The 15809-nt window shown below is 67.3% G+C and carries 13 protein-coding genes; 10 read left to right on the plus strand and 3 right to left on the minus strand.

The genetic code is table 11. The features are described from left to right. Positions 1–8 precede the first annotated feature (8 nt). Genes QGN17_RS04475 through QGN17_RS04485 form a run of 3 tightly spaced genes read right to left on the minus strand, consistent with a single transcriptional unit; the run spans position 9 to position 4425 of the window. Positions 9–1832, minus strand: a complete 1824-nt coding sequence (locus QGN17_RS04475; protein ID WP_281043309.1) for a hypothetical protein — start codon at positions 1830–1832, stop codon at positions 9–11. 44 nt (positions 1833–1876) lie between these two features. Continuing rightward, the gene (greB, locus tag QGN17_RS04480; RefSeq protein ID WP_281043310.1) at positions 1877–2356 is read right to left on the minus strand and encodes a transcription elongation factor GreB; all 480 of its coding nucleotides are present in this window, start codon (positions 2354–2356) and stop codon (positions 1877–1879) included. 5 nt (positions 2357–2361) lie between these two features. Further along, positions 2362–4425: a lytic transglycosylase domain-containing protein gene (locus tag QGN17_RS04485; RefSeq protein ID WP_281043311.1), complete on the minus strand. Its 2064-nt coding sequence runs from the start codon at positions 4423–4425 to the stop codon at positions 2362–2364. Between the two features lie 93 nt (positions 4426–4518). Between QGN17_RS04485 and dapA the strand changes: the two genes are divergently transcribed. The 10 genes from dapA to QGN17_RS04535 all read left to right on the plus strand — a co-directional run bounded on the left by dapA (position 4519) and on the right by QGN17_RS04535 (position 15756). Next, entirely contained in the window at positions 4519–5394 is an 876-nt protein-coding gene (dapA, locus tag QGN17_RS04490; protein ID WP_281043312.1) for a 4-hydroxy-tetrahydrodipicolinate synthase, read from the plus strand. Next, a complete protein-coding gene (smpB, locus tag QGN17_RS04495) occupies positions 5394–5876 on the plus strand; it encodes an SsrA-binding protein SmpB (RefSeq protein ID WP_281043313.1) in 483 nt (160 codons plus the stop codon). Before dapA ends, smpB begins: the two co-directional genes overlap by 1 nt. 107 nt (positions 5877–5983) lie before the next feature. Further along, on the plus strand, positions 5984–8041 hold the full coding sequence (locus tag QGN17_RS04500; protein WP_281043314.1) for a M13 family metallopeptidase: 2058 nt from the start codon (positions 5984–5986) through the stop codon (positions 8039–8041). 137 nt (positions 8042–8178) lie between these two features. Next, positions 8179–10656, plus strand: a complete 2478-nt coding sequence (locus QGN17_RS04505) for a hybrid sensor histidine kinase/response regulator (protein ID WP_281043315.1) — start codon at positions 8179–8181, stop codon at positions 10654–10656. 41 nt (positions 10657–10697) lie between these two features. Continuing rightward, complete coding sequence (locus QGN17_RS04510) at positions 10698–11045, plus strand: response regulator (protein WP_281043316.1); 348 nt, start codon at positions 10698–10700, stop codon at positions 11043–11045. Between the two features lie 2 nt (positions 11046–11047). Continuing rightward, positions 11048–11497 (plus strand): DUF3455 domain-containing protein, encoded by a 450-nt coding sequence (locus tag QGN17_RS04515; protein ID WP_281045140.1) that lies wholly within the window; start codon positions 11048–11050, stop codon positions 11495–11497. Positions 11498–11603: 106 nt separating this feature from the next. Further along, positions 11604–12689 carry a recombinase RecA gene (gene recA / locus QGN17_RS04520; protein ID WP_281043317.1) on the plus strand — a complete coding sequence of 362 codons (1086 nt, stop codon included), beginning with the start codon at positions 11604–11606 and terminating at the stop codon, positions 12687–12689. A gap of 222 nt (positions 12690–12911) precedes the next feature. After that, on the plus strand, positions 12912–13745 hold the full coding sequence (locus QGN17_RS04525; protein ID WP_281043318.1) for a class I SAM-dependent methyltransferase: 834 nt from the start codon (positions 12912–12914) through the stop codon (positions 13743–13745). Then, complete coding sequence (locus tag QGN17_RS04530) at positions 13742–14362, plus strand: glutathione S-transferase family protein (protein ID WP_281043319.1); 621 nt, start codon at positions 13742–13744, stop codon at positions 14360–14362. Before QGN17_RS04525 ends, QGN17_RS04530 begins: the two co-directional genes overlap by 4 nt. Before the next feature lie 143 nt (positions 14363–14505). Continuing rightward, positions 14506–15756 carry a M24 family metallopeptidase gene (locus tag QGN17_RS04535; protein ID WP_281043320.1) on the plus strand — a complete coding sequence of 417 codons (1251 nt, stop codon included), beginning with the start codon at positions 14506–14508 and terminating at the stop codon, positions 15754–15756. The last annotated feature ends 53 nt before the right edge of the window (positions 15757–15809 follow it).

Here is a 15809-nt window from a genome sequence, read left to right on the forward strand (position 1 = left end):
TAAACTGGTCAGGTTGAAGCGGCGTTAACCGTGAGGGCGCGTTCCAGCCGCTCGATGCGCGCGTGGAGCGCCGCCTCGCGGGTAGCACGGCGCTCGACGATGAAGGCGGCGCGGGCAATCGGTTCGGCCACGTCCGCCAGCGCCTCGCGCTCGTCCTTGCCGAACAGGCTGCCGTCCGGCCGCGCGCCGAGCAGCAGCCAGCCGACCGTTCCCGCCTCCTCCAGCACCAGCGGCACCCGCACCGGAAACACCGGGTCGTCGCGATCAAGGTCGATGCTGTCGGTCGCCGGCTCGGGCTGGCGGGATTGCCAATTTTCGACCTGCGCTGTCTCGACATCCCGTATCGCGGCGACCCGCCAGTCGCTGCCCGTGCCCAGCAGAATCGCGGAGCGCGACGAGCGCACGCCATGCGTCACCCGTTCGAGAACGACGGCCAGCAGAACCGGCAATTCGGCCGTCTCGCGCATGTCGGCAAGCAGGCGCGGCAGGCCCTGCTGCAACCGTACCAATGCCTTCTGGAAGCGATGTTCCGCCCAGTGGTGGATGCGGCCGTGCGCCGGCGCCACCACGGCCGTCGCGATCGCGGCGGCGACACCGGCGGAGAAAGTGCCGGCATTCTGGCCGAGGAACTGGCCGCCGGCCACCTCCAGCGCGGTTTCCGATCCGGCGAAGACGGCGCCCAGCATCAGCGTCAGGCAGGCATAGGCGGCGGAGCGGCTGATCAGCGCGTCGGCATCGTACAGGCGATAGCGCAGCAGCGAGACCAGGAAGCCGAGCGAGAAGGCCCAGGATTCGAGACTGCTCAGGGCTTCGCCGGCAATGTCGAGCCAGATGCGCAGCGCCGGATCGGTGCTGGCGTCGAGGACGAACTGGATCGCGACATAGAGGACGAGCAGGGCGAGGCAGGTGATCAGCCCGAACAGCACCCAGCGCATCTGCTGGCGCGCCATGCCGGGTGGTAGCCGGCGATAGCGCAGGACCACCGAGACGACGGCGAGCAGGAAGGCCAGTGCCTGCACCACGAACAGCGGCGTCGACCAGACGTCGGACAGATAGGGCGTCGCGAAGTTGGCGAAGACACTCAGCACCGACAGGGCGAACGCCCAGCGCGCCGTGCGGCCCTGCAGGCGGCCGTCCGGAAAGAAAAGCAGGCCGATCATCAGCAGCGGCGTCGAGGCGCCGAGTGGCAGAACCTTCAGCCAGGTCGGCAGCGGAGGATAGAGTTGCGCCAGATAGGCGAGGTTGAGCACCATGCCGGTGCTGATCAGCGCCACCACCGGATCGCGCGCGCGGCGGCGGAACAACAGCAATGCGGTCAGCAGGAACGGCACCGATCCGATCGCGGTGAGCGCGATGATGGTCCGGCTATGGCCGATATAGTCGATACCTGCATGGGCGTAGCGTTGTTCGAGATGCGCCCTGCTCGGCATGGTCACGATCACGCGCGGCGCGGCATCGCCGCTGCGGATCGTGAGCCTGATCCGCGTGCCCTCGGGCCGTGCGAGCAGGGCGACCACCGACGGGTCGTTCCAGCTCATGCCGGGTGCGATGGCGTGGCCGTCGATGGCGACCAGCATGTCGCCCGATTGCACCGCACTGGTTTCAGGTGCCTCGCCGAAGCGATCGAGGACGATGCCCTCCGGTGACGACTGCGCGATGAGGCCGGCGCGGCGAAAGGCGGTTTCGGCCGGCTCCGATCGCAGCGTCGTCACCACCATCGCGATCTGCGAGGCGACCGTGATCAGGAACAGTGCGATCCACGCCAGCCGATAGGCCGGCAACCACCGTCTGCCGATCAACGGCAACGTCCATGCGCGCGCTGTATCCCCCATGATCCCAAGGCTTAACCACTCGGGGCGCGCTGTAAAGCCGTTGATCAGGCGGGATATTCGATCCCGATCACCTCATATTCCTTGATCCCGCCCGGCAGCGTCACGCGGCGCAGGTCGCCAAGCGCCGCGCCCCGCAGCGCGCGGGCGAGGGGCGAGTGCCAGCTGATCCGGCCTTGCCCGGCCTCCGCCTCGTCCTCGCCGACGAGGGTGACGGTGCGCTGGTTGTCATCCTCGTCGGCGATCGTCACGGTCGCGCCGAAGAACACCTTGCCGCGCTCGGCCTGCTTGGCGGGATCGACGACCTGCGCCGCCTTCATCTTCTTCGACAGGCGGTTCAGCGTCCGGTCGATCTCCCGCAGCCGCTTGCGGCCATAGATGTAGTCGCCATTCTCGGAGCGGTCGCCATTGCCTGCCGCCCAGCTGATCGTCTCGACCAGAGCCGGGCGCTCGGTCTCGAACAGCCGCTGATACTCCGCGCGCATCGCCGCATAGCCCTGCTGCGTGATGTAGTTGGGCCGGTCCATGCCAATCAGCCCGGATTGCGCTTGCCGAGATAGTAGGACAGCCGGTTGGCGTTGCTCTGCCCGGTGCGGTTCGGGTTGATCGTGTCGTAGACCACCACGTTGGCCAGCACGTTCTGAACGTAGCCGCGCGTCTCGCCGAACGGGATCGCCTCGATCCAGTCCACCGGGTCGACCCCGCCGGAACGCGGATCGCCGTTGGTGGCGAGCCATTTGCGGACGTTGCCCGCGCCCGCATTGTAGGCCGCGATGGCGAGGATGTAGTTGCCGCCGAACGCATCCATCATCCGCCCGAAATAGGCCGATCCCAGCTCCATATTGTAGCCGGGATCGCTGGTCAGCCGCATGAAGTCGTAGGGCAGGCCAAGCTGCCCCGCCTGCTCGCGCGCGGTGGTCGGCATCAGCTGCATCATGCCGCGCGCGCCGGCGCCGGAGACGGCCTGCCGGTCGAACTGGCTCTCCTGCCGCATGATGCCGTGGATGAAGGAGAAATTGTTGGAGAGGTCGCTCGGCACCGGCAGCGTCGGGAAGCCCGAGCGGACATAATCGCTGGCGCTTTCCGGCTTGGCGGCGCGTTCGGCCATCACACCCAGGTCCATTCGGTTCAGTTCGCGCGCGAGGTTGGCGGCGAGCAGGTGGTCCGAATCGGACAGCGCGGCCTGCTGCCCGATGACGCGGAGGAACACGCTCTGGTCGGTCCAGTCGCCGAGCTGCCCGAGGATGCGCGCGGCCTTCACCACCTCGCGGCTCTCGAACGTGGCGCGATCGGCCTCGGGGATCTGCGTATAGTCGGCAAGCTGAGGGGCGGGGACGGGGCGGCCCGTCCGCTCCAGCGCGAGCTGGCCGTAGAACTGGTCGGGGAAGGCGGCGGCGTTGGCGAAATAGCTCTGCGCGCTCGCCTGATCGTTGGCCAGCAGTGCGGCGCGACCCGCCCAGTAATAGCCCTTGGCGCGCGAGTACGGGCTTTGCGAGGCGTCGCCGTAGAGGCGGAACATCGTCATCGCGTCGGCCGGGTGCTGGAGGTGCTGCATCGCCGCCGTACCCGCCAGCCAGGCGAGGCTGGTGTAGACGTCGCGCTGGGCGAAGGGCAGCGTGCGCAGATCGGCGCCGATCGGATAGATGTCGGTCAGCTGGCTGGCGATGCCATAGGCCTGCGCCCAGTTGCCGTCATTGGCGGCCCCCTTCGCGAACGAAAGCTGCTGCTCCATGAAGCGGCGACCGTCATAGGCCGGTGCATCGAGCCGGTGCGGCTGCGCCATCTCGATCCGCGCGACGCCTTCCTGCCCCGTCATGCGCAGCCAGGTCGAGCGATCGATCAGGTAGCCAGCGTCGTTGTTCGCCGTCGTGCCGAGCGCCGATGCCCGCTGCGCCGCATCCGGCGAGCGGAGCTGATAGGCCAGCCGCGCGCCGTAAAGCGCCTGCCGGGCTGGGCTGACCAAGGCGAGCTGTCGCTGCGCCGCACCGGTGTTGCGCGCCCAAAGCAGCGCTTCCATGCGTTTGTCCTGATCGTCCTGCGTCAACGCGGAGCCGAAGGTGGTGGTCAGTCGCCCCTCGTCGACGATGTTGAGCTGGCCCGACGCCCATGCCGCCTTGGCCGCCGCCTGAGCCTCGGGCGCACGACCGCGCGCATAGAGCGCCTCGGCGAATCGGAGCTGTGCGGTGCCGGTGGTCGGCGGGAAGCGGGTGAAGAAGGCGATCACGGCATCCGGCGGCGTAACGTCCGCCTGGATCTGCTGTTCCGCCATTTTTCGCATCGCCGATTCGCCGGGCCAGCCCGGATGGGCGAGCAGGAAATTGGCGTAATCCTGAAACAGCAGGTTGCTCGACTGCCGCAGGCGTCGCCACTGGACGAGTGCTTCGGCGATCGGATCGGCCTGCAGCCCGGCGCTGCTCGCGGCCGGCGGCGCGTAGGTATAACCGCCTGTCGAGGCGGGCATCACGGCGGAAAGACCGAGCTGGCTGCGATACCAGGCGACCTGCTGCGGGGTGAGCGAGGCACCGACGGCGGCGGCGGCGAAGAGCGCGAAGGGACTGACTAGCATCACCCGTCGATGGAGCATGCTGGACATCATGCCAACCCGCTCCTTATCAGGCGCTGAATGTGACGATCCCCCGTCATGGTGTGGATCATGCCGCACTGCGGTGGCGGCGTGAAGGAGTGGCAGATGTTTTCGGGCTCGATTCCCGCCTTAGTGACGCCTTTTCGCGACGGTCGCTTCGACGAGGCCGCGTTCCGCTCGTTCGTGGACTGGCAGATCGCCGAAGGATCGAGTGCGCTGGTGCCGTGCGGCACGACCGGCGAATCGGCGACCATGTCGATCGCCGAGCACGACAAGGTGGTCGCGGTCTGCATCGAGCAGGCGGCGGGCCGCGTGCCGGTGATCGCGGGCTGCGGTTCCAACGATACGCTGGTGGCGCTCGACCATATGCGATCGGCCCAGGCGGCCGGCGCGGCTGCGGCGCTGGTCGTGCTGCCTTACTACAACCGGCCGAATCAGGAAGGCATCTACGCCCACTTCGCCTATCTGGCCGATCACTGCGACCTACCGATCGTCGTCTACAACGTGCCCGGACGGACGGTGACGGATATCCAGCCCGAGACGCTCGGCCGGCTAGCGAAGATCCAGACCATCGTCGGTATCAAGGATGCATCGGGCAAGGCCGAGCGCGTCACCGCGCAGCGCCTCGCCTGCGGTGAGGATTTCTGCCAGCTGTCGGGCAATGACGACATGGCGCTCGGCTTCATGGCGATGGGCGGGCGCGGCTGCATCTCGGTGACCGCCAACGTCGCGCCGCGCCTGTGCGCCGAATTCCAGAACGCCTGCCTGCACGGTGATTGGAGGCAGGCGCTGGCGTTGCAGGACAAGCTCTTCCCGCTCCACACCGCGCTGTTTACCGATGCATCGCCAGGCCCGGTGAAGTATGCGCTGAACGCGCTTCGCCCGTCATTCCCCGACGAAATCCGTCTGCCCATGACCCCGGCCGGCGAAGCGAGCCGCAAGGCGGTGGACGCTGCGCTGAAGGTCGCCGGGCTGATCTGATGTCCCGTCCCAAGCCCATCGAATTCGAGAAGACCAAGATCGTCGCCGAGAACCGGCGCGCGTGGCACGAATATTTCCTCGAACAGTTTTTCGAGGCCGGCATCGCGCTGACCGGCACCGAGGTGAAGTCGCTGCGTTTCGGCGAAGGGACGATCGCGGAGAGCTATGCCGAAATCAGGGACGGCCAGGTCAACCTAATCAATGCCAACATTCCGGAATTCAGCCACGGCAACCGCTTCAATCACGAACCGCGCCGGCCGCGGAAGCTGCTGCTCCACGAGCGCGAGATCAACAAGATGGCGCAGGGCGTCAACCGCGAGGGGATGACGCTGATCCCGCTCGCCATCTACTTCAACAAGCGCGGCCGCGCGAAGGTCGAGCTGGCGCTGGCGAAGGGCAAGAAGCTCCACGACAAGCGCGAAACAGCCAAGGAACGCGACTGGAAGCGGGATCAGGCGCGGATCATGCGCGAGCGGGGCTAAGCGCCTGTTGCAAGATTGAAATGGCGTCGTGCGGCCGGTCGCAGCCTTGCAACAGCCTGTCCCGGTGCTACACATCCCTCATACACCAAAGGTTGAGGGACCAGAGAATGCGCCTGACTTTCGTCGCCCTGTTGGCGTCCACCATGCTCGCCGGTGCTGCTGTCGCAGCGCAACCCGATTTCGCCACCCCGGTCGTCTCCGGTGGTGCGCCCGCCGTTGCGGGGCAGCCGACCTACGGCACCTTCGGGTTCGACACCGCCGGCATGGACAAGAGCGTGAAGCCGGGCGACAATTTCTACGATTATGCCAGCGGCACCTGGCAGAAGACCACCGAGATCCCCGCCGACCGTTCCAGCTACGGCATGTTCCACAAGCTGCAGGACCTGAGCCTCGCGCGCACGCGCGGCATCCTCGAGGATGCCGAGAAGCAGCCCGACAGCAAGATCGGCATGTTCTACGCGAGCTTCATGGACGAGGCCGCTGCCGACAAGAAGGGCGCGACGCCGATCAAGCCGTGGCTCGCCGACATCAAGGCGGTGAAGGACAAGGCCGCGCTCGGCACCGAGATGGCCAAGCTCAGCCGTCTGGGCGTCACCACGCCCTTCGGCACGGGCGTCGGCCAGGACGACAAGGCGCCCGACACCTACATCGCCCAGTTCGGGCAGGACGGCCTTGGCCTTCCGAACCGCGATTATTACCTGAAGGACGACGCCGCGCTGGTGAAGAACCGCGCCGCCTATGTTGCCTACGTCACCAAGCTGCTGACGCTGGCCGGCGAGCCGAACGCGGCGGCGCGCGCGCAGGCGATCATGGCGTTCGAGACCGAGATCGCCAAGGTCCACTGGGCGCCCGAGGACACCCGCGACGCCGACAAGGTCTACAACAAGTGGGCGCGCGCCGACTTCGACGCCAAGGCGCCGGGCTTCCCGTGGGCGACCTACATGACGGGCCTTGGCTATGACGGGCAGAAGGACTTCCTCGTCGCCGAGCCGACCGCCTTCACCGGCGAGGCAAAGCTGTTCGCGAGCACGCCGCTTGCGGTGCTCAAGGATTACATGATCGTCCGCACGCTGGATGATTATGCGCGCTATCTCTCCAAGGATTTCGTCGACACCCAGTTCGCCTTCCACGGCACCGAGCTTTCCGGCACGCCGCAGAACCAGCCGCGCTGGAAGCGGGGCGTGAGCCTCGTCTCGGGCGGCATGGGCGAGGAGATCGGCAAGGTCTACGTCGCCAAATATTTCCCGCCGGAGGCCAAGGCGGCGGCCGATGCGCTCGTCCACAATATCATCGCGGCGATGGGTGCGCGCATCAAGAATCTCGCCTGGATGGCGCCCGAGACCAAGCAGAAGGCGCTGGAGAAGCTGGCCGCCTTCACGCCGAAGATCGGCTATCCGGACAAGTGGCGCGATTATTCGACGCTGGTGATCAAGCCGGGCGACCTCGTCGGCAACGTCGCGCGGTCCAACGAGTTCGAATATCAGCGGGACCTAAACAAGCTCGGCAAGCCGATCGACCGCGGCGAGTGGTTCATGACGCCGATGACGATCAACGCCTATGCCAACCCGGTGATGAACGAGATCGTCTTCCCGGCCGCGATCCTGCAGCCGCCCTTCTTCGACCCGAAGGCGGACCCGGCGGTGAATTATGGCGGCATCGGCGTGGTGATCGGCCACGAGATCAGCCACCATTTCGACGACCAGGGCCGCAAGTACGATGCGCACGGCATGTTGACCGACTGGTGGACGCCGCAGGATGTGACCCGCTTCACCGCGATGACCGACCAGCTCGTCAAGCAGTATGACGCCTACGAGCCGCTGCCCGGCCTGCACGTCAATGGCAAGCTGACGCTGGGCGAGAATATGGCGGATCTCGCCGGCCTCGCGATCAGCCACGACGCCTATGAGCTGTCGCTGGGCGGCAAGCCGGCGCCGACGATCGACGGCTTCACCGCCGACCAGCGCTTCTACCTGGGTTATGCGCAGGTGTGGCGCACCAAGTATCGCGAGCCGACGCTGCGCCGCCAGGTGCTCACCGATCCGCACTCGCCGGGTGCGCAGCGCACCGATGAGGTCCGCAACAAGGATCTCTGGTACAAGGCTTTCGACGTGAAGCCGGGCGATAAGCTGTACCTCGCGCCCGACCAGCGCGTGAACGTGTGGTGATCGGCTGACGCCCTTCCGCGAGGAGGGATGATCTGATCGGGAGGGGAGGAGCGGTCGCCCGCTTCCTCCCCTTCGTCTTGTCTGACGCGCGGGAACAGGCCGTTGACGAAGCGGCATTATCGGGCCGAAAGAGAAGCATGCGTCTCCCCGTCCTTCGTGCCGAACCCGTGCCGCTCCGTGCCGCCGCTCCGGCCAAGGCGGCACTGACGCCCGACCGGCTGATCGCGGCGGGCGTTGCGGGGCTGGGCGTCGCGTCCGCGGTCATGCTGGCGCGCGCGGCCGGCGACTGGCGCTTCGCGGTCGGGTTTCTCGTCGGCTTTGCCGCGATCGCTGCCGCCATCGTGCTCGCCGCGCGGATGCGGATCGGCGTGGTGGCGAGCGAGGAGAGCCCGCGCCCGGACCGCGCGCTGCTGCGCGCCGCGCTGGATGCCTGCGAGGAGCCTGCCGCGCTCACCGACCGCGCCGGCCGCATGATCGCCGCCAACGTCGCGTTCTTCGATCGCTTCGGTGCGGCGGCCGTGCCGCCGACGCTGCCCGGCCTCGATCTCTATGCCGAATCCATCGCCGCCGCCGGCCGATCCGCCTGGCGGGAGGGCGATGCGGAGACGGCGCTCGGCAACACCCGCATCCGCCTGCGCGTGCTGCGCGCCGGGGTGGGCGAGGATCATCTACTCTGGCGGATCGGTGACGGGCGCGGCGAGGGGCGCACCGATGCGTTGCGCCTGGTCGGTGGGGCGTTCGGCGACCGTCTCGGGCGTGCCGGCCTGATGACCGCGCTGATCGACGAGCGCGGTCGCGTGCTGGTCGCCAATAAGGTGTTCGCCGCGCGCGCGATCGGCCCGCAGGCAACCAGCATCACCGGTCGCGATTTCGCCGCCTGTCTCAGCCAGGACGAGGACGGAGCGCTCCATTTCGCGCGCGACCCGGAGGATGCGGACCCGCTACGTTTGCTCCATATTCCGCTCGACGACGGCGAGCTTGCGGCCGGTGCCGCCGCGATGCTGCTGTTCGACGATCCCGCCCAGCGCGTGCCGGAAGCGGTGACGCGGCCGGACGATCTCTACGGCCTGCTCGGCATGTTGCCGCTCGGCCTCGCGCTGATCGACCGCGACGGGCGTTTCCTTTTCCAGAACGAGGCGTTCCGGGCCGCCGCCGGCATGGGCGAGGCGGAACATGCCGTTTACCCGAGCGATCTCGTCGTGAAGGAGGACAAGTCCGCGGTATCGGATGCCGTCCGCCGCTTTGCGGGCGCGAAGCCGGCCTCCTCCGGCCCGTTCGGCAATGCGCCGATCTTCTCGGGCGACATCGCCGTCCGCCTGCGCCACCGGCCGGACGAACCGGTCTCGCTCACGGTCGCCTCGGCACGCGGACTGGGCGACGCGTCGGTGATCCTCAGCCTCAAGGATTCGGCCGAGGAGGGCCGCCTCCAGCGTCAGGTCGCGCAGGCCACCAAGATGCAGGCGGTGGGCCAGCTCGCCGGCGGCGTGGCGCACGATTTCAACAACATCCTGACCGCGGTGCTGGGCCATTGCGACCTCATCCTGATGCGCCACACGCCCGGCGACAGCGATTATGACGACATCCAGCAGATCCGCCACAACGCCAACCGCGCTGCCGGCCTGACCCGCCAGCTCCTCGCCTTCTCGCGCCAGCAGACGCTGCGCCCGCAGGTGCTGCAGTTGCCCGACGTGATCTCGGAGGTTTCCAACCTGCTGCGCCGGCTGATGGGCGAATCGATGCAGCTGGTCATCAACCACGGCCGCGCGATCGGATCGGTACGCGCCGATCCCGGCCAGCTCGAACAGGTGATCGTCAATCTCGCGGTGAATGCCCGCGACGCCATGCCGCAGGGCGGCACGCTGACGATCCGCACCTATGGCGTGAGCGCCGCCGAAGTCCGCCGCCTCGGCGCCGACGTGCTGCCGGCGGGTGACTATTCCGCGTTCAGCGTCACCGACACCGGCACCGGCATCCCGCCGGACGTGCTGCCCAAGATCTTCGAGCCGTTCTTCACCACCAAGGATGTCGGCAAGGGCACCGGCCTCGGCCTCTCGACCGTCTACGGCATCGTCAAGCAATCGGGCGGCTTCATCTTCGCCGATTCGGAAATGGGGAAGGGGACGAGCTTCGTCGTCTACCTCCCCGTCTTCCACGGCGAGACGGCCGCGCCGGAGAAGGAGAAGGCCAAGGAGGCACCGCAGGAATTGTGGGGATCGGGCTCGATCCTCGTGGTGGAGGACGAGGATATGGTCCGCTCCGTCGCCGAGCGGGCACTCAGTCGCCAGGGCTATCAGGTCCGCACCGCCGCCAATGGCGAGGAGGCGCTGGAAATCCTGTCGCACGTGCCACCGGGCGAGAAGAGCAGCGGCTTCGACCTGCTGATTTCCGACGTGATGATGCCGACGATGGACGGCCCCACCATGGTCGCCCATGCGCGCGAGCGCTTCCCCGATCTGCCGATCCTGTTCATGTCGGGCTATGCCGAGGAGCAGTTGCGGAAGTCGATCAACCTCGACAACGTGTCCTTCCTGGCCAAGCCGTTTTCGGTGCAGCAGCTGGCCGAGGCTGCGCGCGACGCGCTCGCCCGCCATGCCAAGGCCGAAAAGGCGCGATAAGTGCTTGTCGGCCCACGGCTTCGGCGGCTAGGCGTTAACGCATGACGAGCCGCTCCATCCTGATCGTCGAGGACGAATCGCTGATCGCGATGATGCTCGAGGATTTCATCGACAGCCTCGGCCACGCCGTCGCCGGCACCGAGGATACGGTGGAGGGGGCGCTGGCGCAGACGGAGGCCGGGGGGTTCGATCTCGCCATCCTCGACGTGCACCTCCACGGCAAGGCCTGCTGGCCGGTGGCCGATGCGCTGGCCGATCGCGACATCCCGTTCATCCTCGCGACCGGTGGCCACACCGAGGAGCCGCCCGCCCGCCATGCGGCCGCGCCGGTGCTCTCCAAGCCCTTCACGCTGAACGGGATCGAGCAGGCGATCGACGCGGTCGGGTGACCATGCTTCCCTTGCTCCTGTCTCTTTTGGCGGCCGAACCGTTCGATGTCGCCGCGCATTCCGCGATCCTGTCCACGCATGCCGAGGGCGCGCAACTCTACGAATGCAAGGCGGCGGCCGACGGCGCGCTGCACTGGGTCTTCCGTGAGCCGATCGCCACGCTGATCGTCGACGGGCGGACCGTCGGCCGGCATTATGCGGGGCCGAAATGGGCGCTCGACGACGGCAGCGTCGTGCAGGGCAAGATGGTCGGGACGACGCCCGGCGCCACCGCCGCCGACATCCCCGAACTGAAGCTGCAGGTCGTCGATCGGCATGGCGATGGGCGATTGAAGGAGGCTGCGTTCGTGTACCGGCTTCATACGAAGGGCGGGGTGCTGGATGGTACCTGCGCCATGGCCGGCGCGTTGCAGTCGGCGCCCTATTCGGCGGATTACGTTTTCACCAAGTGACGGTGTTCCACTCTTGTTCCATGTGAACATACATGGTACATGGCTGCCCATCGAGGACGCGCATTGATGCCCGCGCGGTCCCGCTCTAACGATGGGAGGACTGGCAATGGCCGCATCACTCAAGGTTATCGGGGCAAGCGCGGATATGATCGACAAGCTGGCGGTTTCGGACAGGCAGAAGGCGCTCGACGCCGCACTGGCGCAGATCGATCGCGCCTTCGGCAAGGGCTCGGCGATGCGGTTGGGGTCCAAGGAAGCGATGCAGGTCGAGGCGATCTCGACCGGGTCGCTGGGTCTCGACATCGCGCTCGGCGTCGGTGGCCTGCCGCGCGGTCGCGTGATCGAGGTGTACGGCCCGGAAAGCTCGGGCAAGACGACGCTGGCGCTCCACGTCATCGCCGAAGCGCAGAAGAATGGCGGCACCGCGGCTTTCGTCGATGCCGAGCACGCGCTCGATCCGGTCTATGCCAAGAAGCTGGGCGTCAACATCGACGAGCTGATCGTCTCGCAGCCCGATACCGGCGAGCAGGCGCTGGAGATCACGGACACGCTGGTCCGCTCCAACGCGATCGACGTGCTGGTGGTCGATTCGGTCGCGGCATTGGTGCCCAGGGCCGAGATCGAGGGTGAGATGGGCGACAGCCATGTCGGCCTGCAGGCGCGCCTGATGTCGCAGTCGTTGCGCAAGCTCACCGGATCGATCAGCCGCTCGCGCTGCATGGTGATCTTCATCAACCAGCTGCGCATGAAGATCGGCGTGATGTACGGTAACCCCGAGACCACGACCGGCGGCAACGCGCTGAAATTCTACGCCTCGGTGCGCCTCGACATCCGCCGCACCGGCCAGATCAAGGATCGCGACGATATCGTCGGCTCGGCGACCCGCGTGAAGGTGGTGAAGAACAAGGTCGCGCCGCCGTTCAAGCAGGTCGAATTCGACATCATGTACGGCGAGGGCATCTCGAAGATCGGCGAGATCCTCGATCTTGGCGTGAAGGCCGGTCTCGTCGAGAAGTCCGGTGCCTGGTTCAGCTACGACAGCGTCCGCATCGGCCAGGGGCGTGAGAACGCCAAGAATTTCCTCCGTGAAAATCCGGAAATGGCCGCCAAGCTGGAAGCCGCCATCCGCCGCAAGACTGATGACGTCGCCGAAGCGATGATGACGGGACCGAGCGAAGAGGACGACGTTTAAGGCAGGCTGAAGGGCCTGGCCCCACTCTTTCCCCTCCCTGAACGGGAGGGGGTAGGGTGGGTCAGCGTAGAAGAGGCTCGAAGGCTCTTCTTCGTTCGATGCCGGACGGTCGTTTCTTGCCGGGCGGCGCTGGAATGGCTGCGGTTCTTCTACTCTGAACTTCCCTCGCACGTGCAGCCTTTGTCGCTTTTCACCTGCTGCCCACGGGTCTAGCTTCGGTCCATGGATAAGGAAGAATGGGCAGGCCGCGTCGGCGACGTGTGGGCCACCGAGCAACGCCGCACCGATCGCACCTTCGAGCCGGTCGACAAGGCGCTGGTGGACGCGGCAGTCGCCGCCGTCGAAGGGATCGCCGCTCCGCATATCCTCGACGTCGGCTGCGGCGCGGGGACGACGAGCTTCTCGCTGGCGGCGCGTCTACGGGATGCTGGGATCACCGGCATCGATCTCTCGCCCGCGCTGTCCGGCGCTGCAACGGCCCGCGCCGCCGCGCTGCCGGACGGGATCGCAGGACGCTGCCGTTTCGAGCAGGCCGATGCGACCGTCTGGGCCGGGGGATCCGGCTTCGACCTTCTCGTTTCGCGCCACGGCGTCATGTTCTTCGACGATTCCGTAGCGGCCTTCGCCCATCTGCGCACGCTGGCGAAGGTAGGAGGGCGGCTGGCCTTCTCCTGCTTCCGGTCGCCGAAGGAAAATGACTGGGTCGCAAAATTCGCGCACCTGATGCCCGGTGGTGCCGCCGATCCCCACGCGCCCGGTCCCTTCGCCTTCGCCGACCGGGATCGGGTCGCGGCGATCCTCGCCGACGCGGGATGGCAGGATGCGCGCGCCACCGCGCTCGATTTCGCCTATGTCGCCGGCGCGGGGGACGATCCGGTGGCCGACGCCAACGATTTCTTCCAGCGTATCGGCCCCGTCTCGCGCGCCATTCGCGAACTGGACGACGCCGGTCGCGAGGCCCTGCGCGTCGCGCTCGACGAGCAGGTCCGCGCGCATCATGCGGACGGTGTCGTCAGCTTCCCCGCCGCCGCCTGGATCTGGGAGGCCCGTGCATGATCCGCGTTCACCACCTCGAGAATAGCCGCTCGCAGCGCGTCCTCTGGCTGCTGGAAGAACTCGGTCTTCCCTATGAGGTGATTCGCTACGAGCGAAACCCCAAGACCATGCTCGCCCCGCCAGAGCTGCGCCGCGTCCATCCGCTCGGCAAATCGCCGATCCTAGAGGATGAGGGCATCAAGCTGATCGAGACCGGCGCGATCGTCGAGCATCTCGTCAAGAAGGGAGACGGCTTCGGCCCGCCCGACGATCTGCCGGGGATGCTGCTCTGGCGGCAGTTCCTCCATTATGCCGAAGGCTCGCTGATGCCGCCGCTGCTCGCGCTTCTGGTTGTGAACCGGCTCGGCCTGCTCGGTCGCCCGGCGAGGAAGCCGATGCTCGCCATGTTCGCGCAGCATCTGCGCTACCTCGAAAGCGAACTCGCCACGCGCGACTGGTTCACCGGCACGGAGATCACCGCTGCTGACATTATGCTGAGCTTCCCGCTGGAGGCGGCGACGCAAAGGGGCGGTCTGGATGGGCGCTATCCGAAGTTGCAGGCGTGGCTCCAGCGCATCCATGCGCGGCCGGCCTATCAGGCGGCGCTCGCGAAGGGCGGGCCTTATGCCTATGCGTGAGCCAACCAATGCGCGCGGGTCCGTTCGTCCCGAGCGAAACGGAGGGATGTGAAGCGGGCGGTTTGTCTGCGGCCCGTACCTCGACTTCGCTCGGCACGAACGGATTGTTGGTGGCGAATGTCGGTAAGGGGAGTGGGGCTGCAATGATATCCGACCGTCGAACGTTGCTCACCGGCATCCTGGCCGCAGGCGCCACGCTCGCGCTCCCGCAACGCCTGCTCGCCGCCACCGGCACCCCGCTGCCTGCACCACCGGCCTACACCCCCCCCGCCATTACCCAGGCCGAGCGCGAACGCCGCATCGAGGAAGCCCGCCGCCGGATGCGCGCCGCCGGTATCTCCGCGTTGCTGATCGAGCCGGGATCGTCGCTGATCTACTTCACCGGCATCGAGTGGCACCGCAGCGAGCGGCTCACCTGCGCGGTGATCCCGGCGAACGGCGACATTGCGATCGTCATGCCCTTCTTCGAGGAGCCGTCGATCCGCCTCTCGCTCGCCATCCCGGCGGAGGTCCGCATCTGGAACGAGGACGAGGATCCGCTCGTCACCGTCGCCGGCATCCTCAAGGATCGCAAGGCGGCCGCCGGACCGATCGCGATCGAGGAGACGATGCGCTATTTCGCGGTCGACGGGCTGAAGAAGGCGCTGCCCAACGCCGCGATCGTCTCTGGCGCGGGCGTCGTGCGCGGGTGCCGGATGCACAAGTCCCCGGCCGAGATCGCGCTGATGCGCCATGCCACCGACATCACCATCGCCGCCTATCGCTGGCTGGTGCCGCAGGTCGCGCCCGGCATGAAGGCGAGCGCGGTCAGTTCCATGATGGACGCGGCCACCCGCGCGATGGGCGGATCGCCCGAATTCTCGATGGTGCTGGTCGATGCCGCCGCAGCCCTCCCACACGGCGTGCGCGAAGACCAGACGATCGGCGAGAACAGCCTCGTCCTGATGGATTGCGGCTGCACGGTCGAAGGCTATCAGTCGGACGTGTCGCGCACCTTCGTGGTGGGCCGCCCGAGCGACCACCAGCGGCAGGTGTGGGATCAGGTCCATCGCGGCCAGCAGGTCGCCTTCGCGGCGGCGAAGATCGGCGCGGCGGCGGCCAGCGTCGACGATGCGGTGCGGCGCTTCTACGAGGGGCTGGGCTACGGCCCCGGCTACAGGCTGCCGGGCCTCTCGCACCGCACCGGCCACGGCATCGGGCTGGACGGCCACGAGCCGGTCAACCTCGTCCACGGCGAGACGCAGGTGCTGGAGCCGGGCATGTGCTTCTCCGACGAGCCCGGTCTGTATCTGCCCGGCCAGTTCGGCGTGCGGCTGGAGGATTGCTTCCACATGACCGAGGCGGGGCCGGCCTGGTTCAGCCAGCCGCCGGAGAGTTTGGAGCGGCCGGTGTGATCATGGAGAGATTTTGGCGCGGCCTTTCGAGGATAATCCTCGTTTTGGGCGGA

Origin of the sequence: Sphingomonas oryzagri (assembly GCF_029906645.1) — a bacterium.
In the GTDB taxonomy this organism is placed as follows: Bacteria; Pseudomonadota; Alphaproteobacteria; order Sphingomonadales; family Sphingomonadaceae; genus Solisphingomonas; species Solisphingomonas oryzagri.